At 70.0% G+C, this 24,241-nt stretch carries 17 protein-coding genes and 1 pseudogene; 8 read left to right on the top strand and 10 right to left on the bottom strand.

What is annotated here, in order from left to right; genetic code table 11:
• The first annotated feature begins 35 nt into the window (after positions 1-35).
• Positions 36-884 (top strand): glycosyltransferase family 8 protein, encoded by an 849-nt coding sequence (locus tag FHR82_RS11635; protein ID WP_184810264.1) that lies wholly within the window; start codon positions 36-38, stop codon positions 882-884.
• Between the two features lie 73 nt (positions 885-957).
• Here the strand turns inward: FHR82_RS11635 and FHR82_RS11630 are convergent, their stop codons facing one another.
• The 4 genes from FHR82_RS11630 to FHR82_RS11615 all read right to left on the bottom strand — a co-directional run bounded on the left by FHR82_RS11630 (position 958) and on the right by FHR82_RS11615 (position 6,097).
• Entirely contained in the window at positions 958-1,299 is a 342-nt protein-coding gene (locus FHR82_RS11630; RefSeq protein WP_184810263.1) for a hypothetical protein, read from the bottom strand.
• Positions 1,300-1,981: 682 nt separating this feature from the next.
• Positions 1,982-2,767: an FHA domain-containing protein gene (locus FHR82_RS11625; protein WP_221463621.1), complete on the bottom strand. Its 786-nt coding sequence runs from the start codon at positions 2,765-2,767 to the stop codon at positions 1,982-1,984.
• A gap of 11 nt (positions 2,768-2,778) precedes the next feature.
• On the bottom strand, positions 2,779-4,068 hold the full coding sequence (locus FHR82_RS11620) for a serine/threonine-protein kinase (protein WP_184810262.1): 1,290 nt from the start codon (positions 4,066-4,068) through the stop codon (positions 2,779-2,781).
• Positions 4,055-6,097, bottom strand: coding sequence for a serine/threonine-protein kinase (locus FHR82_RS11615; protein ID WP_184810261.1), 2,043 nt, complete (start codon positions 6,095-6,097; stop codon positions 4,055-4,057). The genes FHR82_RS11620 and FHR82_RS11615 overlap by 14 nt, the downstream gene beginning before the upstream one ends.
• 623 nt (positions 6,098-6,720) lie before the next feature.
• Between FHR82_RS11615 and gdhA the strand changes: the two genes are divergently transcribed.
• The 4 genes from gdhA to FHR82_RS11590 all read left to right on the top strand — a co-directional run bounded on the left by gdhA (position 6,721) and on the right by FHR82_RS11590 (position 13,167).
• Positions 6,721-8,061 (top strand): NADP-specific glutamate dehydrogenase, encoded by a 1,341-nt coding sequence (gdhA, locus tag FHR82_RS11610; protein ID WP_446471757.1) that lies wholly within the window; start codon positions 6,721-6,723, stop codon positions 8,059-8,061.
• Between the two features lie 897 nt (positions 8,062-8,958).
• The gene (locus FHR82_RS11600; RefSeq protein ID WP_184810501.1) at positions 8,959-9,252 is read left to right on the top strand and encodes a DUF1330 domain-containing protein; all 294 of its coding nucleotides are present in this window, start codon (positions 8,959-8,961) and stop codon (positions 9,250-9,252) included.
• A 314-nt stretch (positions 9,253-9,566) separates the two neighbouring features.
• Positions 9,567-11,165, top strand: a complete 1,599-nt coding sequence (locus FHR82_RS11595; RefSeq protein ID WP_184810258.1) for a glycoside hydrolase family 64 protein — start codon at positions 9,567-9,569, stop codon at positions 11,163-11,165.
• A 412-nt stretch (positions 11,166-11,577) separates the two neighbouring features.
• A complete protein-coding gene (locus FHR82_RS11590) occupies positions 11,578-13,167 on the top strand; it encodes a glycosyl hydrolase family 18 protein (protein WP_184810257.1) in 1,590 nt (529 codons plus the stop codon).
• 311 nt (positions 13,168-13,478) lie between these two features.
• Here the strand turns inward: FHR82_RS11590 and FHR82_RS11585 are convergent, their stop codons facing one another.
• The 4 genes and pseudogenes from FHR82_RS11585 to FHR82_RS45945 all read right to left on the bottom strand — a co-directional run.
• On the bottom strand, positions 13,479-13,622 hold the full coding sequence (locus FHR82_RS11585; RefSeq protein WP_184810256.1) for a hypothetical protein: 144 nt from the start codon (positions 13,620-13,622) through the stop codon (positions 13,479-13,481).
• A gap of 97 nt (positions 13,623-13,719) precedes the next feature.
• Positions 13,720-15,378, bottom strand: a complete 1,659-nt coding sequence (locus FHR82_RS11580; protein WP_184810255.1) for a glycoside hydrolase family 15 protein — start codon at positions 15,376-15,378, stop codon at positions 13,720-13,722.
• Between the two features lie 918 nt (positions 15,379-16,296).
• Positions 16,297-17,124: an ANTAR domain-containing protein gene (locus FHR82_RS11575; protein ID WP_225943772.1), complete on the bottom strand. Its 828-nt coding sequence runs from the start codon at positions 17,122-17,124 to the stop codon at positions 16,297-16,299.
• A gap of 645 nt (positions 17,125-17,769) precedes the next feature.
• A pseudogene (locus FHR82_RS45945) lies at positions 17,770-18,065 on the bottom strand (SRPBCC family protein); the annotation flags it as partial.
• Positions 18,066-18,535: 470 nt separating this feature from the next.
• On the opposite strand from FHR82_RS45945, the gene FHR82_RS11570 reads away from it, so the two are divergent.
• The 3 genes from FHR82_RS11570 to FHR82_RS11560 all read left to right on the top strand — a co-directional run bounded on the left by FHR82_RS11570 (position 18,536) and on the right by FHR82_RS11560 (position 20,592).
• Positions 18,536-18,988 carry a DUF4383 domain-containing protein gene (locus FHR82_RS11570; protein WP_184810254.1) on the top strand — a complete coding sequence of 151 codons (453 nt, stop codon included), beginning with the start codon at positions 18,536-18,538 and terminating at the stop codon, positions 18,986-18,988.
• Positions 18,989-19,297: 309 nt separating this feature from the next.
• Positions 19,298-19,474, top strand: coding sequence for a hypothetical protein (locus FHR82_RS11565; protein ID WP_192772840.1), 177 nt, complete (start codon positions 19,298-19,300; stop codon positions 19,472-19,474).
• Positions 19,453-20,592, top strand: coding sequence for an SDR family NAD(P)-dependent oxidoreductase (locus FHR82_RS11560; protein ID WP_221463619.1), 1,140 nt, complete (start codon positions 19,453-19,455; stop codon positions 20,590-20,592). Before FHR82_RS11565 ends, FHR82_RS11560 begins: the two co-directional genes overlap by 22 nt.
• Positions 20,593-20,976: 384 nt before the next feature.
• Here FHR82_RS11560 and FHR82_RS11555 read toward each other — a convergent pair whose 3' ends face one another.
• Positions 20,977-22,146, bottom strand: coding sequence for a Gfo/Idh/MocA family protein (locus FHR82_RS11555; protein WP_184810252.1), 1,170 nt, complete (start codon positions 22,144-22,146; stop codon positions 20,977-20,979).
• Positions 22,143-24,122, bottom strand: a complete 1,980-nt coding sequence (locus FHR82_RS11550; RefSeq protein WP_184810251.1) for a DUF6807 family protein — start codon at positions 24,120-24,122, stop codon at positions 22,143-22,145. The genes FHR82_RS11555 and FHR82_RS11550 overlap by 4 nt, the downstream gene beginning before the upstream one ends.
• Positions 24,123-24,241: the final 119 nt, after the last annotated feature.

The following is a 24,241-nucleotide window of genomic DNA, read 5'->3' as shown; positions in this document are numbered from 1 at the left end:
CGCGCACCGGCGAAAGTCATGGCGGTGGCGGACCGATGAGGACCCGGATCGTGTACGCCGCGGACGAGAGCTACGCGATGCCGCTGGCGGTCTCCCTCCGGTCGCTGGTCGACAACGCGAGCGACCCGGACGTGACGATCCTCGTGCGGCGGCTCTCCGACGGCGCGCTGGACAAGGTGCTGTCGTCATGCCCGGAGATCACCCCGGACGTCGTCACCGTCATGGAGGAGCGCTTCGCGGACCTCCCGGTAGTCCGCCACATCACGACCGCGACCTACCTGCGGCTGCTGATCCCGGCCCTGTTCCCCGACGACGACCCCGTGCTGTACGTCGACGCGGACACGGTCGTGCTCGCCGACCCGGCCGAACTGTGCCGCACACCGTTGGAGGGCAGGCCGCTCGGCGCCATCCCGGATCCCGCGGTACCACGGGTGGACGCGCCGGGCGGCGTCCAGCACTGGGCGCAACTCGGCCTCCCCGCCGACACCCCGTACTTCAACGCCGGTGTCCTCCTGGTGAACCCGGCGGTGTGGCGCGAGCAGCACATCACCGAGGAGACCCTCGCGTACGTGAGCAAGTACGGGAGCCGGATCTTCCTGGACCAGGAGGCGCTGAACGCGGTCGTGCGCGGCAACTGGCTCCCGCTGGACCCCGCGTGGAACGTCTACCCGGAACTGGCGGGCGCGGCAGCCGTCGCGAGGCGCATGGGCGAGCCGCTGCCGCTGTCGGAGGAGGTCGAGGAGGCCCTCACCAACCCGAAACTGGTCCACTTCGTCGGCGCGGACAAACCATGGCTCCCGGCCGTGGCACACGCCCCGTTCAGCCGGACCTTCTACCACTACCTCGACCGCACCGCGTGGGCAGGCTGGCGACCCGATCGGTGACACGGCCATCAGCGCTCCCCACAGACGTCGCTGGGCCTGGGAGCCGGCCGTCGATCTCCGTCGACGCCACACCTCAGGCCAGGTCGAAGGCGCCGGCGTCGCTCACGTGGTTCCATGGCGCGTTGGGCGGTCCGTCTTTGATGCGGAGCTGGCCGTCGTAGATGGCGATGCGGTTCGGTGACATCGCGAACGAGGAACCGTTGGCCACCGGCTGCCATCCCGCGCTCAGGCCACCTTCCTTGACAGAGAGCTGGCCACTGTCAACACCCCGATCCGTGGTGTGGTGACCGGAGGGCCGCCCGAACCGACGAGCTGCGAACAGGTGCCGGTCATGCCGTACCACCACATGGTTGCCGAAGCCACGGCCGCAGCCCCAGCTGCCGGTGGCACCGCATCCGGCGAAGGCCACCGTCACGACACCCGACTGCGCGGCGCCAAGACCAGTCCCGGATCACCGCCATCCTCGATGGTGTCCAGGCTCCGGGCTCGGGGACACGAACTTGGCCAAGTCGACGCTGCTGTAGCGTCCGTCAGTCAGGCGTAAGGCCAATGCGCGGCCGTCGAACTCGACCACACACACGACTTCTCCGTGCCACAGCAGCGATTCCGGACCGCCACCGTCACCGCTCGCGCGCTCATGCTCCCACCTCCGCCCGCAGGGCAGAACCACCGCCAGCCTGTCTAAGAGCCTTTGGCAAAGGGAGCTCTAAGATCACCAGGTGCTGCTGTAGTACCAACGGTCGGCGGCCAGGTGGACGCGGTGACCTCGCGAACGCCATCGCCGGATTCGAGAAGCGGCATCCGGACTGCGCGGTGGAGCTCACCGAGATCCCGCTCGCCGACCCGTTCGGCGAGCATGTGCATCACTCCGCCGTGGCGGTTGTAGGTCGCGCGTTGCCGCAGCGGCTTTGGTGGTCGGCCGCCAGGCTTTCCCTTCGCGGGGTTGGAGATTCAGCGGATCGAACTCGTCCACCCAGACCACGCGTCCGTCGGTGGGTGGGTGGTCGTAGAGGTCGAGGATGCGGTGCATCCTGGCGATGAAGCCTGGCCCTCCCACTAGCATGATCAATTACCGGGTCACCTACTGAGACGAGCCACTAGTCGCCCAGTAGGTGGAGGTCGCCTCGGCCGATGGTGGTCGTGATGACCAGTTCCATGATGAGGTTGTGGTTGAGCGCGTTACCGACAGGCGGTGGGACCTCGTGCTCCAGCAGTCCAGCAACCGTCCCGCTCAACCGCTTACGCACACCGGCGACGATGTGCGCGGCCTTGCGCCAGCTCCACCGTCCGGCGGGATCAAGCTCCCGCAACTCGTCGGCGACCTGCTCCCACGCCAACGGCTGCGGCATCGGATCGCCACGCAAGTACCGCTGGGCGAGACAGACGATCACCAGCCGCTCGACGTCCGTCAGCGACCACACCGTGCGGGGCCGGGTGTCCGCGGAAACCACCGCCGGGGGAGTGGCCGGCCGATGCGCGGCGACACGGACCTCCAGCAGGTGCTCCTGCTCGGGTGCCACGATGAACAGCGGGTGGTATCCGGCGGTCAGCTCGGCGACGTCGCTGCCCAGTACGAGCCTGCCGCCGGGAAAACGGATCGGCAGCTTGCCCATGTTGCGCAGCAGCCATGTCCCGTGCTCACGCGTGATGGTGCCGTGCTGCCTGCTGACGTGGGGGTCACCGGCCCCGACGCACACGTGCACGTCGGGTTCGTTGCGGCCGAAGAGCACGGGGAAGTCCGCGTCCGGCGCGACGGTCATGCCGCCGCCCGCGCCGAGCACGAACAGCGTCCCCGGTGTGGCGGCGGGCACCGTCGCGGCCAGGCTGCCCACCTCCCTCGGCAGGAGGCTGACCTTGCTGGACCTCGTCACGTGCAGTGTCACGGGTGCCTTTCCTAGATGATGCCGTCCACCGGATCAGGTCTCAGGTCGCTACCGGTACTCGAACTGCCGCCGGAGAGGTACTCCCGGCCATCCGCGATCACCTTGTAGGTGACCTGGCCGATGCCCTGGTGGTAGGTGATCTGGTAGGTGGAGCGGGTTGGCCATTCGGGTATCTCCACGAGTCTGCGGTACGGCAGCCGCACATTCCGCACGGTCACCGTGTCGCCGTTGATCGTCGTGGTCAGTTCCCGCACGGGTGCGTCGCCGAACACGTAGAACTCCACCATCCGCGGTTCCGGCTTGGCGGACGTCGTGGTCACCGGCGTGCCCGACGTCGGCGTGGCGCGGGTGGTCGGCGGTGCGGGCTGGGCGGTCCCGTCGCCCGCGGTCGTGGCGACCACCGTCACGGCACCGGCGCCCGCCACCAGCGCACCGGCCCCGATCAGCAGCGCCCGCCTGCCGATCCGGCGGCGCGCCTGCCCGTCGAGCGGATCGGCGGGCGGGTTGTCCGCCTCCCGCGCACTGGTGGCGATCGCCGCGGTCACCGTGGCGGGCAGGCGCGCACCGGCGAACTCCGCCAGCGCGGGCGCCAGGTCCGCGAGCCGCGGACGCGCTGCCGGGTCGACCCGCAGGCACGGTTCGATGAGCGCACGCAGCAGGTCGTCACCGACGTCGGCGTCGCGCGGGTTGCCGGTCAGCGCGAACGCCAGCGTGGCGCCGAGCGCGAACACGTCGCTCGCCGGGCTCACCCACCCGCCAGCGGCCTGCTCGGGCGCCATGTACCCGGCCGACCCGGCGGGCACGCCACCGAGGTGGGCGGTGCCGTCCCGCAACACAGCCGCGACGCCGAAGTCGGTGAGCCGCGGCCCGTCGCCGGTCAGCAACACGTTGGCCGGCTTGACGTCCAGGTGCGCGACCCCGGCCTGGTGGATCGACGCGAGCGCCGCCACCAGCCCGGACCCGATCGTCCACACGATCGGCGACGGCAGCGGCGCCGCGTCCCGCAGTGTCACCGACGGGACGTACTCCATGGCCAGCCACGGGATCGGCGCGTCGGGATCGGCGTCGAGCACGCCGGGGCTGTAGCGCCCGCCGACCGCGCGGGCCGCGTTGACCTCGTGCCGGAACCGCGCGCGATGGCCGGGATCGGCGGCGAACTCGGTGTGCACGGCCTTGAGGGCCACCGCCCGCCCGGTCCTCGACCGTCCGAAATAGACCATCGCGAGACCGCCCGCGCTGATCCGCGCCAGCACCCGGTAGCTGCCGATCGTCCTCGGGTCGTGCCGTTCAAGAACCCGCACGCGCACCTCCCGGCGGCGCGAGCGCGACGACCGCGCCCTCCCGGGTGCCGACGTACACCACGCCGCCCACCGCACACGGCGGCGTCTTGGGGTTGACGTCCGACTCGTAGGTCCACCGGGTGGTGCCGTCGGCGGCGTCGAGCACGTGGACCTCGCTGCCGGTCGATACCTGCAGCACCCCGTCGACGTGCCCGACCACGCAGTCGGCTCCGTACTCCCGCGCCCACGTCCGTGTCCCGGTCGCGGCGGCCAGCGCGATCACCTCACCCCGCCCGCCGCCGAGGTAGAGGACGTCGCCGACCGGCACCGGCGCCGAGGCGGGCATCATCGACGGCACCCGCCACAACGCGGTGCCACCTGCCGCCGCGATCGCGTGCAGCACCCCGTTGCGGTCTGTCGCGTACACCGCGCGTTCGCCGACCGCGAGGTAGAACGGCTCGTCGACGGGGTAGGTCCACCGCGTCTGGCCGCTGGCCGCCGCCAGCCCGGTGAGCGCGGTCCCGGACGCGGCGACGATCAGCTCGCCACCGGCCGCGAGCCCGTTCTGCGCGTCCACGGCCGCGGTCCACAGGCCGGCGCCGTTCGTGGCGGCCCGTGCCCGCAGCGACTCCCAGCCGAAGGAGGCGACCGACCCGGTCTCGGTCAACCGGACGATGACCTCTCGGAACGGTGGCGTGTACGACCACCGGATCGCGCCGGTGCGCGGGTCGAACGCGCGCAGCACCGGGTTGGTGTTCTCGGCCGCGTAGACGTGACCACCCGCGACCTCGCCGAGGAGTGTGGACGGCGTAGTCCACAGGACCTTTCCGGTGGCCGGGTCGATGGCGTGCACCCGGTCCTCCTGGCTGATCGCCACGACGACGCCGCCCACGGTGAACACGTCCGGGTAGTAGTCGCTGACCTTGGTGCTCCAGAGCGGGACCGCGATCGGCGGCGGCGTCGACGTTGTGGTGGTCGGCTCGGTGGTCGTCTTCTTCGGTGGCGCCGCGGTGGGTTCGTCCCGGTCGCGGAACAACGTCAGCCCGGCGGCGACGACCGCTGCGGCCGCGGTCGCACCGCCCGCGACGAGCAGTGTGCGCCTGCGCGGTTGCGCGGGCCGCGTCACCACCGGGTCGACGGTCACGTCCGCCATGCCGGGCGTCGGCAGGGGAGCGGGCAGTGCCGCTGGGTCAGTGGTGGCGCGGCGGTCGATCTCCTCGCGCACCGCCGCGGGCAGCCAGTCCGGACCGCCCGGCGCGGCCAGGTGGGCCAGCGTCCCAGCGGAGGGCCGGGCCGCGGGGTCGCGGGCCAGACAAGCGGTGATCACGTCCAGCAGGTGCCGGTCGGCGATGCCCGCGAGATCGGCCTGCACCCGGTCGGCCCTGGCGAGGATCATCGCGGTGTCGCCGGTACCGAAGGGCGCGCGACCGGTGGCGGCGTAGGCGAGGACGGCACCCGCGGAGAACACGTCGGACGCCGGGCTCGCGGGTTCGCCCTGCGCCTGTTCCGGCGCCATGTAGCCAGGGGTGCCGACAGTCGTGCCGACGACCGTGATCGCGGTCGCGTCGAAGGGCCGCGCGATGCCGAAGTCGATCAGCCGGGGCCCGTCGGCGGTGAGCATGACGTTGCCCGGCTTGACGTCCCGGTGGGCCATGCCGATCGAATGGATCTCGACCAGCGCCTCGCCGAGCCCGGCGGCCACGACCCGGGCCGCGCCGGGCGGCAGCGGCCCGTGCACGCCGACCGCCTCATGCACGGTCACCCCGACCAGATAGGCGGTGACGAGCCAGGGCGCGGCCGCATCCGGGTCGGCGTCGAGCACGGGCGCGGTGACCGTGCTGGTGAGCTGCGCGGCCGCCGACGCCTCGCGCCGGAACCGGGCCCGGTACCTCGGGTCGGCGGCGAACCGTTCCCGGATGACCTTGACAGCGACCGTGCGCCCGCCCGCGGAGCGGCCGAGGTACACCACGCCCATGCCGCCCTCGCCGAGCCTGCCGAGCAGCACATACCCACCGATGCGGTCCGGATCGTCCCGGCGAAGCCCCTCCACGCGTCCCCCAGATCTGACAGGTGCCCAGGCTCAGCGTAACGACACCACTACTCGCGGCCCTGCGGCCACTGTTCGCCAACCTGCTGTAGAGCTACTCGGCGGCTTCGGTCGCCGCGCGTGGTAGACACGCCGAGGGCACCGGCACGACGTGGCGATCGAGGCGGGCGATCTCACCCTGGTCCGTGGGGGACCTGCGGACCGCGCCGACGCGATCCGCCCGTCCCGCCGCACCCTGAGCACGTCAAGGGCAACCTGTTCTGGGCGTGCGGCCACCACGTGGCGGCGCTCCCGCTCGCCGCGGCCGCGTGCTCAACCGATGATCACGGGCGTTCCGCAGCTCAATCGGCTGATCCATGCGCTGCGACCCCCGGTCGGCCCCGGTGTTGCCTGCCTGTTCCGTTGGACCTGTTCGTGCTGGCACTACCGAGCGTCACCAACGAGGTTCGTGTGATGGCTGGGTGACCACGGCACGCGCGGGATGTCGCAGGGCACACACGATCCTGTCGCTGTTCGTCGTGGCACTTTTCACACGCTCCCCGTGGTTCGCCCGGCCGGTCGTCATGAGACGGTGACCGGGGGTAGACGGATGCCCCGCCGGGTCGAGAGGAGCACGCGTGTCAGGTGTGGACGAGAAGCTGGGTGACATCTACGCCGAGGTCGTGGCGCGGAACCCGGGCGAGATCGAGTTCCACCAGGCCGTGCGCGAGGTGCTCGACTCGCTCGGGCCGGTGATCGCCAAGCACCCGGAGTACACCGACAGCGCGGTGCTGCGACGCCTCTGCGAACCGGAGCGGCAGATCATCTTCCGGGTGCCGTGGGTCGACGACGCGGGCACCGTGCGGATCAACCGGGGTTTCCGGGTGGAGTTCAACTCCGCGCTGGGCCCGTACAAGGGCGGCCTGCGTTTCCACCCGAGCGTGTACCTGGGCATCGTGAAGTTCCTCGGCTTCGAGCAGATCTTCAAGAACGCGCTCACCGGCATGCCCATCGGCGGCGGCAAGGGCGGCTCGGACTTCGACCCCAAGGGCCGCTCCGACGGCGAGATCATGCGGTTCTGCCAGGCGCTGATGACCGAGCTGTACCGGCACGTCGGTGAGTACACCGACGTGCCCGCCGGTGACATCGGGGTCGGCGGCCGGGAGATCGGCTACCTGTTCGGCCAGTACAAGCGGATCACCAACCGGTACGAGTCCGGCGTTCTCACCGGCAAGGGGCTGGCATGGGGTGGATCGCAGGTGCGCACGGAGGCCACCGGCTACGGCACCGTGTTCTTCGTCGAGGAGATCCTCAAGACCCGCCGCGAATCGTTCGAGGGCAAGCAGGTGGTGGTGTCCGGGTCGGGGAACGTCGCGACGTACGCGATCGAGAAGGTCCAGCAGCTCGGTGGTGTCGTCGTGGCGTGCTCGGACTCCGCGGGCTACGTGGTCGACGAGAAGGGCATCGACCTCGACCTGCTGAAGGAGATCAAGGCGGTGCGCCGCGACCGGCTCGACACCTATCCGGGGGAGTGCCGGAGCGCCGCCCGGTACGTTCCCGGTCGTCCGGTGTGGGAGGTTCCGTGTGACATCGCCCTGCCGTGCGCGACCCAGAACGAGCTGGACGGCGCGGGCGCGGGCATGCTGATCGCGAACGGCTGCACCATCGTCGCCGAGGGCGCCAACATGCCCTGCACGCCGGAGGCGGTGCGGCTGTTCACCGAGGCAGGTGTCGTCTTCGCCCCCGGCAAGGCCGCCAACGCCGGTGGCGTGGCGACCAGCGCGTTGGAGATGCAGCAGAACGCATCCCGGGACACCTGGACCTTCGAGCACACCGAGCACCGCCTGGCCGAGATCATGCACAGCATCCACGACCGCTGCCTGGCGACCGCCGATGAGTACGGTGTCCCCGGCAACTACCTCGCCGGCGCCAACATCGCGGGCTTCACCCACGTGGCCGACGCGATGCTCGCCCTCGGGGTCATCTAGCGCGGGGTTCGCCGCCGCCGCTCGATGGCCTCGTGCGCCCGGCACGGCCGAGATCGCTCCCTCGGGCCACGCCGAACCGCAGGCTGGAGCGGCTGCCTGACAGGATGTCCGTGCCGGAACGCTCCGCTGGGCTGGTGCGAACAGACACCAGCCGGGGGCGGCCACATCGGACACCGACGTCGCGTACGTGAAGCCGTCCGGGCGCAGGACGACCATGCCCGACGCGGTGCGGCGACGCCCCCGGCGAACGTAGCCGGCTCCGTTCCTGCGCGGCCCGACGAGAAGCCCGGGCATCGGAACGGTGGCGGTCATGGCGTCGAGTATCGACGCGGAATCGTGGTGCCCCACACAGCGGTGAGGTGGCGAACGGTGGCCACGACCAGGCGGGTGGCGGCGATGAGGGTGTCCGGCAGGACCGGAACGACCTCTGACCGGACGCGGTCACCGCTCGCAATCGTCGATGTCGCCGGCCACCGGGAGACCCTGAGCGCGTTGTTCGCGGATCTCCACGAGCGGGGCTTCACCAGGCCGGACCGGGGTGGCCTGCACCGGACCTCACCGCGAGCCGCTTCGTGCGGCTGGAGTGCGCAGTCGCCGCGGGCACCACACGCCTACACGACCGCGGCGCTGATCGGCGTCGCCGCGATGGCGATCACGACGATGGCCAGCCTCGCCCTCGCCCTCGGCCGCCGACGCTCACCCGGGACCAATCCGATCACAGCCCCAGTCGGTGTGCCGGGCCAGGGCCGGTCGAGTCGAACCGGAAGCTGAGGATCGAAGCCGTCCGACTTCGACGCCGTCTCCGTCGGCTCGCTGACCCACAGCGCGCCGGCCATGGATCTGAGCATGCTTCTGAGCATCAAGTTCCGAACATCGATTCCGAACACAGGAGGCACCGTGGTGAAGGGCTATTGGGTCAGCGCCTACCGCACCATCGCGGACCCCGAGAAGCTGGCTGCCTACAACAAGCTGGCTGGTCCAGCCGTCGAGGCCGCGGGCGGGCGGCTGCTCGCCCGCGGCAGCCGGGTCGTCGCACACGACGCCGGAATCGCCGAGCGCACCGTCCTGATCGAGTTCGACAGCTTCGAACAGGCGGTCGCCGCACATGCGGGTGCGGCCTACCAGGAGGCGCTGGCCGCACTCGCTGACGGCGTCGAGCGCGACTTCCGCATCATCGAAGGCCTCGGCTGACGATCGAGGCTGCGTCGGCGACGAACGCGAAGCCGGCTGCGGGGATCACCCCGGCTCGTCAGCGCGCCGCACCGTCGCAGGCCAGTGGCATCGGCGGTGATGTCCCAGTCCGGCGACGGTTCCCGGCGGCACGGCGGCACGGATGACGGCCTCGGTGTCGGCGGGGTGCCCGTCGCATCCATGCTTGACAAAGGTCTAGCCACCGGCGACGCTGTGGAAGCGCTCTCACAGACTGACGTAAGTCATCCTGGTGATCGCCCGCACGATCACGCGCATGAGTGACCCTGCTGCTCTGCACGCACGAGGAGTTCCCGATGCGAACCACAACGAAGTGGGTGAGCGCACTCGTCGCGCTCGTGACCGCCATGGCCGGTGCCGTGTTCGCCAGCCCGGCCCAGGCCATAGGCCCGGACCTGCTGCCGATCACCATCACCAACAACAGTGGCCGCTCCGAGGCGGTTCACCTCTACGTCCTCGGTACCGACATCCGGCCCGGCGGCCGGCTCGGGTACGTCAACCGCGACGGGGGGTTCACGCACTGGGCTCCCGGCGCGAACCCACCTGTTCCCGCACCGGACGTGTCCATCGCCGGGCCGGCGAACGGCGGCAGCGTCACGGTTCGGGTGCCGCGTTTCATCTCGGGCAGGATCTACATGTCCTTCGGGGAGAAGCTGAAGTTCTTCCTCACCCCCGATGGCCTGGTGCAGCCCGCGCCCTGGGCGGCCGGCGACCCGAACCGGAACATCCTGTTCGACTGGAGCGAGTTCACCTACAACGACGCGGGGCTGTGGCTGAACAGCTCCCAGGTGGACCAGTTCGCCGTGCCGCACGCCGTCACGGTCACCGGCGCGAACGGCGTGACCAAGAAGACCGGCGAACTGGTCGGCAACGGCCGGGAGAACGTGATCAACGGTCTCCGCGACCAGCCCGGCTGGGCCGGCACGATCCTCACCCGTTCGGACGGCACGGTGCTGCGGGTACTCGCTCCGGGCAAGGCCGCGGACGCGGGCCTGTTCAGCACCACCTACCTCGACGGCTACATCACCGAGGCCTGGAACGCTTACGCGAGCAGGACCCTCACCGTCGTGCCGTTCGCCGATCAGCCGAACATCAAGTACTTCGGCCGGACCTCGGGCACGGTCATGAACTTCACCAACACCGCCGGGCAACACGTCGCCTCGTTCACCAAGCCGACCTCGGCGAACGTGTGGGGCTGTGACGGCGCCCTGCACGCACCGAACGACCAGGTGGTCGGACCCATCGCCCGCACCCTGTGCGCGGCGCTGCACCGGTCCACGCTTGGGCGGATCGACGTGCAGCCCGGTGGCGGCCCGGCCGACTTCTACCAGGGAGCGGTCACCAACCACTACTCGCGACTGATCCACCAGAACATGGTCGACGGCAAGGCCTACGGCTTCGCGTTCGACGACGTCCAGGCGCAGGAGTCACTCGTGCACGACGGCGACCCGCGTTCGGCCGGCATCATCCTCACCCCGTTCGGTGCCGGCGGGCCCGGCAACCCGTCTCCCACCACGAGCGCTGTCGTGAGCGACTGGCACGGCAAGTGCATCGACGTGCCGAACTGGAACTTCGCCGACGGCCAGCGCCTCATCGTGTGGAACTGCACCGGCGGTACGAACCAGGCCTGGCAGTTCACCGGTGGCACGCTGCGCACGCAGAACAACAAGTGCATGGACATCGCCTGGGGCTCCACGGCAAACGGCGCTCCCGTCCAGATCGCCACCTGCAGTGGCAACGCCGCCCAGCAGTTCGTCCTCGATGGGGCCGGTTCCCTGGTGAACCCGCAAGCCAACAAGTGCGTCGACATCGCCGACTGGAACCCGAACAACGACGCCGTCCTCCAGCTCTGGGACTGCGCTGGCACGGCCAACCAGAAGTGGCGCCGCGGCTGACGACCGAGGAAAGCTCCGGCGGGGACGGCGGGTGGCGGGTGTGATCGCGCCATCCGCCGTCCCCGGCCAGAGCCCTGATATCGGCGCCATCGTGTGTTGACACCGCGCCGGCCGACGGGTTCCGCGAGACCAGTTGGTGCCGTCTGACCGGAGTCCGGGTCGGCGGAAGGCTGACGTTCGAACCCGCGCGGCTGGACCACCCGCACTGCTGCATGCGATCTCCGTGGTGGCGCTGCGGAACGCCGAGTCACGCTTGGCCATGGGGCGCGCCCTGATCGCGTGACAGCCGCTCACCTGAACCCAGGCTCGCTGATCCATTCGAGTGAACGCGTGGTCTAGACCCTTGTTTATACGTGGTCTAGACCACACATTTTGAGCAATGTCCCCCTGCGTCTCTCGCCGAAGGAGTCCGATGAGAAGACTGAGATGGCCCCACATGGTGGGGATCTGCACCGTGACCGTCGCGCTTGTGCTGGGTGTCACCGCTGCACCCGCGAGTGGTGCGGGCGGTGTGTCGGCCACCTTCGCCAAGGGGTCCGACTGGGGTACCGGGTACGAGGGCAAGTACACGATCACCAACGGCTCCGCGACCGCACGTTCGTCGTGGCAGGTCGAGTTCGACCTGCCATCCGGCCACCGGCTGTCGAGCCTGTGGGACGGCAGCTCCACCACCAGCGGTCAGCACGTGACTGTCAAGGGCACCTGGAACGGCACCATCGCACCGGGCGCCTCCGTCAGCTTCGGCTTCAACGTCGCCTACACGGGCACGTACGCCCCGCCCGCCAACTGCAAGCTGGACGGTGGCTCGTGCAGTGCCACGGGCAACCCGCCCACCGACCCGCCGCCGACCGATCCCCCGCCGACGGACCCGCCGCCCAACCCCGGCGGTGCCAAGAAGCTCGGCTACTTCACGCAGTGGGGCGTCTACGGCCGCCAGTACTTCGTCAAGAACATCAAGACGAGCGGCTCGGCCAGCAAGCTGACGCACATCAACTACGCCTTCGGCAACGTGACCAACGGCCAGTGCGCCATCGGCGACGCGTACGCCGACTACGACATGGCCTACACCGCGGCCAACAGCGTCGACGGCGTCGCCGACACCTGGGACACCGGCGCGCTGCGCGGCAGCTTCAACCAACTGCGCAAGCTCAAGCGCGAGTTCCCGCACATCAAGGTGTTGTTCTCGTTCGGCGGCTGGACCTGGTCCGGCGGCTTCGGCCAGGCCGCGCGGAACCCGGCCGCGTTCGCCGACTCCTGCTACCGGCTGGTGGAGGACCCCCGCTGGGCCGATGTGTTCGACGGCATCGACATCGACTGGGAGTACCCCAACGCCTGCGGCCTGACCTGCGACACCAGCGGGCCCGCCGCGTTCAAGAACCTGATGCAGGCGCTGCGTGCCCGCTTCGGCACCAGCAACCTGGTGACCGCCGCGATCACCGCCGACGGCTCGAACGGCGGCAAGATCGACGCGGCCGACTACGGCGGCGCGGCCCAGTACCTGAACTGGTACAACGTGATGACCTACGACTACTTCGGAGCCTTCAACGCACAGGGCCCGACGGCCCCGCACTCGCCGCTGACGTCGTACGCGGGCATCCCGCAGGCCGGCTTCAACTCCGACGCCGCGATCCAGAAACTCAAGAGCAAGGGCGTCCCGGCCAGCAAACTGTTGCTGGGCATCGGGTTCTACGGACGTGGCTGGACCGGCGTCACACAGGAGGCACCCGGTGGCACCGCGACCGGCGCCGCCCCCGGCACGTACGAGGCGGGTATCGAGGACTACAAGGTCCTCAAGAACCGCTGTCCCGCGACGAAGACCATCGCGGGCACGGCCTACGCCAAGTGCGGCAGCGAATGGTGGAGCTACGACACCCCGGCGACGATCCGCGGCAAGATGTCCTGGACAAAGTCCCAGGGCCTCGGCGGCGCCTTCTTCTGGGAACTGTCCGGCGACACCACCAACGGTGAGCTGATGACCGCCCTCAGCGGCGGCCTCGGCTGACCCGTTCCCTGTGACCGCAGCCCTCGTGAGTGGAGCAACGCCCGCTCACGAGGGCTGTTCCACGTCTGGTGCCGGTACGGTGCACGCGTGGAGACCACAGAGGACCGGGCCTTCCCCGCAGCGCTCGTGGCACTGGCTTGAGCTTCCCCCGTTGCCCGCACACCGTGGCGGTGCTGGCGGGCATGCGCCCCGCGCGGGGACGAACTCCGCATCAGGCTGACGGCTCACGCCACACTCGCCACAAACTTGCCGATGGTGCCACCGGCGTGCAGCCGCGCAGCCCGTCCGACAGCTCGGCGAGTGGCAGGACCTCAGAACACGCACGGCCCAAGAGCCGCCACCCCTCCCGCAAATGTGGGCAGGCTGGCCGGCTGACGTCGGGTGAACAGCACCGTGAACAGGGCGCGGTCGGCCAGATCGGTGACGAACTGGCCGCTCGACGGGATGTCCACCAAGGCCCAACCCGCCGTGGGCGTCGTGGTTGGCATGACCGTCGAACGGACCACATGCCTGCGTCGTGCGACGTTTGCATATGCATGGACAAGCGGTCGGTCACGACGTGCGAAGGCGCGAGCGCAGTTGGCGGGCCGCGTTGATCATGCTGACGACGCTTGTCACGTTCGGGGTGAGACCGATGTGCCGCGCGGTGGGGTCGTAGAACTTGCCGAGCAGGCCGACGTCGTTGCGGGCGGTGAGCAACTGGCGGAACAGCGCCCCCGCCGCGGCGGATTCCCCGGTGCCGTCCAGGGCGGCGACCAACCGGAACCCGGTCATGAGAGGTGTACCTGGAGCCAGGGAAACGGGCATAACGTTGTCTGCCGTGGACAGCGCCGCGGTGATCGCGCTGACGGTGCCGCGCACCCGGACGTCCCGCCAGGGCAGGAACCCCACCTCGGGCATCATCAGCAACTCGGGGTCTACGACGTCGGATCCGTAGTGACTGGTGAAGGTGTTGCGGTTCGGGTCGTAGCCCTTGGCGCACACCTCCGCGCGGAGCCGCGCCCGTGCGGCCCGCCAGCGGTCGACGGGGCCGGGGAGGCCATGCCGGTCAGCGGTGCGCACCGCACGATCGAGACCCGCCCACGCGCGCACCTTCGAGACCACGCGATGGCCGGGCGATGAGCCGATCCCGTCCTGGTCGTCGTCGGGCTGATCCCACGCGGACTCGAGGTGGTCGAGCAGGTCAAGCTGCAGATCCCAGGCGGGATCGCGGGAGGGCAGCCACAGGTGGTCCGCCGAGTTCACGCCGTGCAGCAGCTCGCCCAGTGAGCCTGCGCCGGTGGCACGCGCTGACGGGTCGCCGCGGCCGTCGACGGTGTACCGCGTCGCGGCGTAGCGCGGGTCGCCGGCGACGGCGCGTACCAGCCATTCCCGCCAGGCGCGCGCTTCGTCGGCGAGTTCCGCGTGCAGCAGTGCCCGTAGGGTCGACGACGCCTCGGCGACGTCGCACAGGGACGGCGGCTCGCCGGTCCGGAACACGGGGGAGGAGACGACGGCGCCTGTTGGGGTGTGCGTGAGCGCCTTCAGGGTGATCATGGCCCGTTGCAGGGCGTCGCCCCACGAGTCTGTGCCGTCGACGCCCGCCGACCATTTCGACCAGAACCGCTCTGTCGCGCCGATGAGGTCGCCGGGAGCGGCGGTGGGGGGCTTGGGGAGGTAGGACGCCGTGTGGGTGAGGACGAACCCGGCCTGTTGACCCGCCGCCACGGTGAACCTCGCCTCCGCGGCGTTGTGTCCGGCGACCCGCACGAGCGGGACGCTCGCGTCGAGCCAGAGCGCGTCGGAGCCGGCGACCGCGCTGACGGTCGTGCCCGTGCAGCGGAGCCACGGGGTGCGGTCGCCGTGGTCGAACCGTGGCTTGAACACGACGTGCACCGGGACGCAACCGGTTATGCCTTCGACGATCCGCACGACCCGGGCGTCGTCGGCCCGTGGCGCCATGCAGTCGACCGTCCTGATCGTTCCGGACGGAGTGTCCCACTCGGATTCCAGGACCAGCGTGCCCGGCCGGTAGCGGCGCCGGGTCACCCGGCCTCCTTTTTCGGGGCTGACCGTCCAGCTGCCGCCCCGGTCGCCGTTCGTGAGCGCGGCGAAGCACGGCATGGAGTCGAACCGGGGTACACACAGCCAGTCGAGTCCGCCGCGGCTGTTCACGAGCGCGATCGTGTGGAAGTCGCCGAGGAGCGCGTAGTCCCCGAGGTCGTCGGTCATGCTCGGCTTCCTGACGGACCCGTCGCGGCTAGTGAGGTGGATCAGGTCTCTGCTTACCCGATCTTCGGGGCCTGATGCGAGCCGTGGCGCGAGTGGTAGGGCAATCGCAAGGTCGTCAGGCAGTACGACGTAGCGCAGCCCACGTGTACGGCGCTGCCAGCGCGACTGTGACGATCGCGCCTTCGCGGTGAACTCCCAGAAGGAGATGGGGTGCTCGGCGCGCTTGGCGATACCGAGCACGACCCCGTTGGCGCTGGCGCCGACGGCCGTCATGTCGCCGCCGAGGGCGGAGGGCCCACCACAGTGCCTCGGCTCGACCCGCCACCGCGCCACCTTGGTACGGACCTTGGGGTCAGGGTCGGTGGCCAATTCGGCCAGCTCAACGCGACCGGCAGCAGTTCGAGGAACTCTTCCGCGCGGAGCAGGTCCAGCGTGGCGAGCAGCTCGAGTCCGCGGTCTGTCGCCATCGCCAGGTCGGCGGCGAGCTTCTCTGCGAGTGCTGGTCGTCGAATCGAGCAGGCCCGGTTGGGGCCATGGGTTGCTGCGGCCAGGGTCGTGCTCGCCGCCATGTAGGCCCGCGCGCGATAAGGTGCATGAGGTCGAGTCGACCTACCTCAGCGGTTGCAGGACAGCTACCTGGATAACGCCCGATGCCGAGTTCGTCGGCGCGTTGCCGCAGGGTCGCCAACTCGTCAGCCCATTGGTCCTCCTCGTCAATTCCGGCTACCACTGCGCGGGTCCGGGAACCATCCCGATCGGGTTCACCCGCGCGATGCGAGCAGGCTCGGGTGCGTTCCGCATCCGAGGAGGCATTCGTGCCGTTGGAGCTGGTGCACAAGTGCAACGACCCATGCAGACGGGGGTGAGCGTCTCGCACGCCGGCTGGACAGGCCGAGGTCCGTCCGAGCGCCTGACGAGTCAATGGTTCTCTGGGGGACCTGGGGGGGTCAGTGCTTGCCAGATCAACTCAGCGGCACGACGGGCTTTCTGGTTGATTGTGACCTTGTCGTTGAGGTTCGTGGGTTGCTGGGCGGGGGCTTTCCCGAGGTGTGCGACGAGTGCGACGGCCAGTTCGCGTAGTTTGATGTTGAACTGTTGGCTGGCTCGTTGGAGCACCGCCCATGCTTCGTCGGCGTCGCAGCGTCGCACGGTCATGATGGCGCCTTTGGCTTGCTCGATCGCCGCTCGCGAGACCAGCGCGTTCACCATCCGGGCGGTTTCCTCGGCACTGCGGGTGGCGATATCCGCGATCGTGATCGCGCTGGCCACGAGGGGCTCGTAGCGAGCCAGGACGGCGAGCGTCTGTTGGTCCGCTGGGCGGTTCAGGTAGGCCGAGAGCACCACCACACCGTCGCCGTTCCACAGGCCCGGTACCGCGACGACCCCCCGTACCTGTGATACCGCGTCGTGGTGCTCCTGGGGCAGCCGAGGGCGTACAACGTCCAGGGTCAGGTGCGGCCAGCGCGGATCGTGCCACAGGTCGCTCGTCATGATTGGTTCCTCGCCGGCCGCGGCCAGCAGCGACGGTCCCCACAAATGACCGGTGGTGATCGGCGGCAGCACGGTACCGACACCGGTGGCGGCAAGGACCTGTAACTGGCCTGCGCCGCGGCCCGGGGCCGGGTGGGCGGCGCTGACCGCGGTACCGATTGCCGCAGGCACGTCACGACGGACACCCGTCAGCACGTCGGCCAGCAATTGGGCCAACGATGTCGTGACTCCCGCAGGACGCTGCGTGGTGTTCATTCGCCTCACCGCCCCAGACCTCGGTGATGCTTGTCCTAGCCGTCCTAGCCGTTCTGCCAGTGGCTGCGGCAGCCACGGTACCAGCGATGCAACCAACCAACCACCGACAGCGGCACAGGACAATGGCTCAGCGTCGTGCTTCTCGTCCGCAGGCGCGCGCATACCGCTACCCGTCGGACACCACATGGCCGTGGCAGCCGTGAGGATGGAACTGGTGGAGAGTGTGGGCGGTGACGTCGAAGTTGAGGTCTCCTGCGTTGTAGCGAGGTGCGGTCAGGACGAGGGTGCCGACCGGCCGCCAGGGACCGGTCAGCTCGGCAACCGTGATCCGCGAAGCCACTGGCTCGGCGGCGATCGCGTCGGTCAGCAGGCAGGCCGTAGCTCTGGGGCTTGGCCCCCGTGGGCACGGCGCCGAACACCATGCCACACGGATGCAATACGCGGGCGCCGCGGACCGCGGCGCCCTTGACGAGTCCGGGCATGGTCTCCGATGGTCCGTTCACCATGAGGTCGGTTGGGCGTGGTCGAGGTTCCCCGCTCACGAGCAGCCACACCGCGAGAGGGCGTGCGCGTCATGGGTGTGAAGCGAACATCATGCGGCCGGCCGTGAGAGCCCCATGACACTCCACGCGATGACGCCGCCTATCACCTGGCGTCGCTTGCCGATCCGGGCCGGTCAATGCCGCCCCGCCACTCACCGTTTCCTGGCCACGCTGCTCGATGAACTCCTTGAAGCTCTGCAAGTCCCCCTTGACACGACTGTTAAGAATGCCGAGCTCGTCGGCCACCTCTTCGACGAACCCGTCCGGATTGATTTCCCCTGGGCTGTCACACGCGTAGTGCTGTCGTCCAGACGGTGGAAGGTGATCACACCGGGTGCCTGGGACCGTCGTCCGCCTTCCATGCCACCCGTTCGTCGGGTGCTGTTCGGTGATGGTACTCATCGCGCATTCCTCCTCGCTACCTCGTGTGATCGGCCGCTGCTGCCGACGGCATCGATTTCGGCGCCGATACCCCAGCTGGTATGACCTACACATCAGAGCGCCGAGCAGAACACGAATAACTCGGACCCGAGGTTTGCCACACGCATTACGAGGCGGACCGCAAGTGCCAGCGCCGCTCGATCGGATCGACCCCGAGAGCACGAAAGCCCCCGGCGTCGGCGAGGCGGGGGCGAGCTGCGCGTCTGACGAGGCCTTGACCGTCACTTCACCGAGAGATTCTGATCCGCTGGGGCGGCGGCTCAGCTTGTGTTCGTCGCGAGGTGTCGCCGCGAGTTGGCTGGGTAGTCCGTCATGGGCGGCCGTGGGGTCAGCATCGATCCAGATGGAACCCGTGGTGAGGAAGTGCCACCGGGCGCTGCGATCCCCATGTCAGCTTCGGGGGCCCGATAGCCTCGATGAGGAGAATCATGAGCACGAAAAATGTCAACACGCGAACGAACAAGCACCCCGTGCAACTCGCCGCAACGGTCGTTGCGGCAGTCTTCCTGTTGGTAGGCATCCTCGGCTTCGTTCCCGGGGTCACCACGGAGTACGACGGGATGACCTTCGCCGGTCACCACTCCACCGCGATGCTGCTCGGCGTCTTCCACGTATCGATCCTGCACAACATCGTGCATTTGTTGTTCGGCATCGTCGGCCTCGCGCTGGCCCGTACCGTCAGTGGCGCCACCGCGTTTCTCATTGGTGGCGGCGTCATTTACCTGCTGCTGTGGATCTATGGCCTGGTCATCGACATGGACAGTGCGGCAAACTTCGTCCCACTGAACACTGCGGACAACTGGCTGCATTTCTTTCTCGGCATCGGCATGATCGCACTCGGCGCACTGCTCCGGCGGATGGGCGCACGTCGCACCGTCTGACACCAGTGACGGACACTCGATCCACCGGCGAGGAGTGCTCGATGAGTTAGGTGCCTCTTTCGTGTCGCAGGGACCGGCGATACGAGTGGGCCGGGTCCGATGCCATGGCGGCGGCGCCGGCCGGTAGGACTCGGCCATGCCCCACGTCGGGTCGGCCAGGGGACAGTGGCAGGCGACGCCCGCTCAGTGGCACGGGTGCCAGGTCTGGAACGAGGTGATGCAGGCGTCCAGTGAGCGCTGACCGGCTCGGTACCGATCAGTGCTCGGTAGCCGACGTTCACACCGCCACCGGCGCGGTCCCGCTTCGGCGTGATCGTCATGGCGCTGGCCGCCGCATCAGTTGTGCTCGGCATCGCCCCCGCGACCACTTCGACCGCGTTCGCCCTCACCGCATCGACGGTCGGTGTCGCGCTGGCCGTCGCGACCGGTGCGTCCGCGGTCCGCGCCCCGCACCGCACCGCCCGATGGCGTTCCGGTTCACCATAGCGATCGCGATCCTGGACGTCGTGCTGCTGACGCGGTCACGAACTGACGATCGTTGCGGCGGCACCCGGATGAGTGGTGCGCCAGTCCGGATGGATGCGGTCGTCGTGAGGGGTGACGACGAACTGACAGGCCGATGCCGGCTCGCTGACTACTCGGGATCCAGGGTGTCCATGCGTCGGCCGGGACCGAATGGGTACCTCGTGCGCATGTTCCCCAAGCGAATAGTCAAAGGTCGGGTAGTGCTCGTGACCGGCGCTTCCGCCGGCATCGGGCGGTCGGTGGCGGCGCGCCTCGCGACAGCCGGTGCGACCGTCGTGACCAGTGCCCGGGACGGGACGCGGTTGCGAACAGCTGCTCGGTATCTTCCCGGAACCGTCGATCCTGTCGAGTGCGACCTCACAGATCAGCGGCAACGCCGCGAGATGATCGACTACGTGGTGGCACGCCACGGTCGGCTCGACGCGCTCGTCAACAACGCGGGTCTAGGTCACGTGGGGCTGTTCGGCGACATCGACCAGAACTCCCTTCGCGAGATCGTGGAGCTCAACGTCATCGCTGTCGCGGACCTGACCCGGCTGACCCTGCCACACATCGCCGACCGTGGCGGCGACGTCGTGATGATCTCCTCTGTCGCCGGCTGGGTACCGGTTCCGCCGCTGTCCCTGTACTCGGCCACCAAGGCGGCGGTCAACGCGCTGGTCCACGCTCTCCGGCGGGAAGCGCCGCCCGGCCTTCGCATCCACAGCATCAACCCCGGACCAGTCCGGACGGAATGGCTCCTCCGCGCGGCCGGTCTCCGACCGAGCGACGACGAGGGCCGGCGAGGGTGCTCATTCGGCACCAGTCCGGAACGCGTCGCCGAGGAGGTGTACCGGTGCCTCACCGGGTACAGGAATCGCACCGTCGCCGTACCGCGCTGGTTCGGAGCCGCGCGTTTGGCCGGCCTGCCACCGCTAAGCAACGCCCTCGACCTGGCTCTCGCACCGGTCGCGCCCCTGTTGGCCCGGTGGGCACGGCATTACCAGGACTCCCTGGTCACCCGAGCCCGCCGCGAACAGCACGGCGACCTCGACGACACGACGAGCACCCTGCCGACCTCGACCACGCCGCGGAACTGACGCAGATCCACCAGACCATCGAGGTAGCTCACGAGTCATGGTCATCGGGGTGCCGGCGCGGACAGGCCCGCGAAGCGCAGGTCCTGTAGCGCTGGGCGGTTAAGACCGGCGTCACGGTTCGACGCCGGTCTACCGGGTCGCTGAAGGGTCCCGAGGAGCGACGAGGTGCTGTCGAGCAGGCACCTCCGGCTTGTGGGACCACAACCAGATGACCGAGGAGAGGAGAGCGCGCTACCTCGCCGTGTTCGGCCCGCGCCCCACTCCGGCGCGACTGCTCCGGACCTTCACCGACCGGCCGCCGCACCTTGTGTCCAGGTCAGCTGCTGGAGTTCGGGCAACCACCGGGTCGGCGGATGGCCTGCCGGTGGCGGCCGTCGTCGTGGATCACTCAGCCGCGCTGAGTCTTGAGGTCAACTGCCGCGGTGTCCACGGCGCACCGAGGGCCGTGAAGGTAGCGACCCGGGTGGCGGCGTGCCGGCACCATTTCTCGACGTCGGTGACCACGGGATGCCGGTCGTCGCCTTCTCCTTGCCAGTGCAGGTGGTGGTTCGCGATCGGGGTTGGGGTGCCGGCCTGGCGCACCGCTTCGAGGACTCGCATGAAGGCCGCGGTGTCGTCCACGGGGCAGCGTGGCCTGCGGCCGGTCTCGCGGGCGGTGAGGAGGTCGTCGAGCAGGTCGGTCCGGCCGAAGGTCAGGGTGCGGGTGCCGCCCCGGCCGTCCACCTCGATGGTGTCCGACTCGTAGGCGAGCCGCAGCGTTCCCGCGCTGCCGTGCACGAGGACCAGGGCGGGGGAGCGGCGGGCCGCGCACAGGGTGAGACCGAACCCCAGTCGCTGCCCGTCCGCGAGCGTGACCACGCCGGAGGACGTGTCGTCGGCTTCGATGTCGTTGGCCCGGTACAGATCGGTCTCCACCGCGGCGACCTGGTCGAGCCTCGTGGCGCCCGCGACCAGCAACGCCGTGGCGACGGCATGGGCCAGTGGGTTCGTGACGACGCCGTCGACCACGTCCCGGCCGTCCAGGCGACGGCGGCCCGCCCACGCCGCCCTGGCCCAGTACGCCGCTGTGCGCACCCAGGTCCCCAGCGCGCCGAACCCGGTCACTGTGCCGAGCTCGCCGTCGGCGACGATCCGCCGGACGGCCTCGACAGCCTCGGAGCCGAAGGTCTGGAAGCCGATCTGGCAGATCCGTCCCGTCTCGTTCGCCGCCGCGCGCAGCTCCTCGTACTGCGCGAGCGACGGGGTGGGCGGTTTCTCCAGCAGCACGTCGCAGCCGGCCCGCAGGGCGGTCACCGCGAGTTCCGTGTGGGTGTGGACGGGGGTGGCCAGCACCACGACATCCGGTCGGGCACGGGGATCCGCCAGCAGGTCCGCCAGGCTGTCGTGCCACGTCGCGCCGGACAGTCTGGTCGCCAGCGGGCCGGGTGGGCGGGGGTCCGCGACCGCGACGAGCCGTGCTCGGCCGGTCTCGGCGAGCCGGTCCAGCCGGTCGAGGTAGGACGCGCCGTGGCCCCGTGCGCCGACCAGGGCGACCCGGGTGATCGAGCCGGTCACCGGGCCTCCCTCCGCGCCGTGGCGACACGGGCCAGCGCCAGGTCGGCGAGGTCCCCGGCGTCCTGCGCGGACAGCCTGCGGTCGATGACGAGCATGACCAGGCCGAGGTCCAGGTCCTCCCCGGCGGGGATCACGCACGGGGTGTCCCAGGCCAGTGCGGGACCCGCACCGACGTACTCCGCGACGCGCACGAACCACGGCCGGGGTCCGACCTCCGCGACGGCCCCGTCCTGCACGAGCACCACGGAGGTCCACTCCCCGCCGTACCGGCCGCAGAAGGCGAGCCACGGTGAGCGGGAGCCGTGGGCGCCCGATTCCGAGTCCGAGTCGGTCGTGAGCACCTCGGTGGAGTCGGCCGACACCAGGCGGCAGAAGATGCCACCGTAGCCCGCCCCCGGCCGGCCTCGCAGTGCTGGGCTGGAGATCACCGCACCCGCGGGCGCGGCCAGACGGCTGTGCCAGCCCATGGCCCACGCCTGCGCTTCCGGAATGATCACCCCGGTCAGCTCGCGGGCCTCCATCAGCTGCTGGCGGCCGTGCTGGTCGGCCCACGTGATCGACTCGACGATGCGGGCGCCGCTCTCCTCGATGGCGAGCTCCGTGCTGATCTGGCGCCCGTGGTTGCGCAGCAGCGTGGGTCCCTGCCCCGGCAGGAACGTGCGGCCGCCCCAGTAGGAGGTCCCGTCGACGTCGGCGACGGTGAGCGAGAGGCCGTAGTGGTGGCGGTGGTCGACGGGACTGACCTGTGTCACCGCGCGCCCGGACAGTGCGTGGACCGGATGCAGGTAGGGCCGTGGGCTGTGGACCTGCGGCATCCCCGTCCCGTCCGAGTACCGGGCCAGCGCGAGGTCGCGGTGTTCCAGTACCGCGCCGGTGGCGTCGCGTCGCCACCGCGCGCGCGTGTCGTCGCCGACTCGTTCCCGTGCGGGATCCGCGGTGCCGGACGACGGCATACCGAGCCGGCGGGCGGGCGGCACGGGACCGCTGCTCGCCCGCACGACCAACTCCGGCCGGATCAGCTCCGGCGCCGGCTCGGTCTCCTGCCCGCCGTGTTCGATGGCCATCACCAGCCGCTCCCACGCGCGGCGCCCGAGATCGAACTGGGAGACCCTCGACGTGGTCAGTGACGGTGTCGCGTAGCGGGAGAGCTCGATGCCGTCGAAGCCGGTGACCGAGATGTCGCCCGGCACGGCCACGCCGGTCTCGTTGAGCCGAGCGAGCAACCCGAACGCCACCAGGTCGTTGAACGCCAGCGCGGCCGTCGCCCGGTTGTCCAGCACCTCGTCGGCGATGCGGTAGCCGTCCTCGATCGTGGTCCCGGCGGGAATCGTGCGCACGCGGAGGAACGGGTGCCGCCGCGCCGCCTCGTCCAGTCCGGCCAGGCGGGCCTGGTTGGACGCGGCGGTGGACGGCCCGGCGAGGTAGGCGAGGTCCCGGTGGCCGAGGTCGACGAGGTGGTCGACTATGGCGGCCATGCCGTGGGCGTAGTCCACGGCCAGCGTCGGGGCCTGCGCCACTGGGCGGTTGAGCACGAGGACGGGGGCCGCCGTGGACAGGAGTGCGGTGAGCTCCTCCTCCGGCATCCGGGGGCTGGCGAGGATGAGCGCGTCGCAGCGCAGGCGTGCCTCGAGCGCGGTCTCCGCCTCCTCGGTGACGGACTCGGCCGTCTCCGCGACGAGGACGCGGTACCCGTTCTCGGCCGCGGCGGCCATCGCCCCGCGCAGCACCTGCTGGAACATGGGGTTGCCCAGGTCGGGGACGACGAGCGCGACGGTGTTGGTGCGGCCGAGGGACAGGCTGCGTGCGGTGTTGCTCGGCCGGTACTGGAGCCGGTCGGCCGCGGCGTGGACGCGTGCCGCGATCTCGGGGGCGACGGTCGTCCTGCCGTTCATGACCCGGGAGACCGTCGCGCGGGACACGCCCGCCGCGACCGCGACCTCTCCGATGGTGCTCGCACCCCTGAACGACCGGGCCATCACGCAGCGACCTCTTCCACACCAGCGACATCGACCAACACGGCGCCGAACGTAACGCGGTCCTCGGCCGCGGGCGCGGCGGCCTGGTGTGGCCGGCCCGCGGTGAGCACTGGGTTCGT

The organism is Actinophytocola algeriensis (assembly GCF_014203735.1).
Lineage (GTDB): Bacteria > Actinomycetota > Actinomycetes > Mycobacteriales > Pseudonocardiaceae > Actinophytocola > Actinophytocola algeriensis.
The sequence above is the reverse complement of the archived record's forward strand: the minus strand, read 5'-3'. Positions and strand labels throughout refer to the sequence as shown.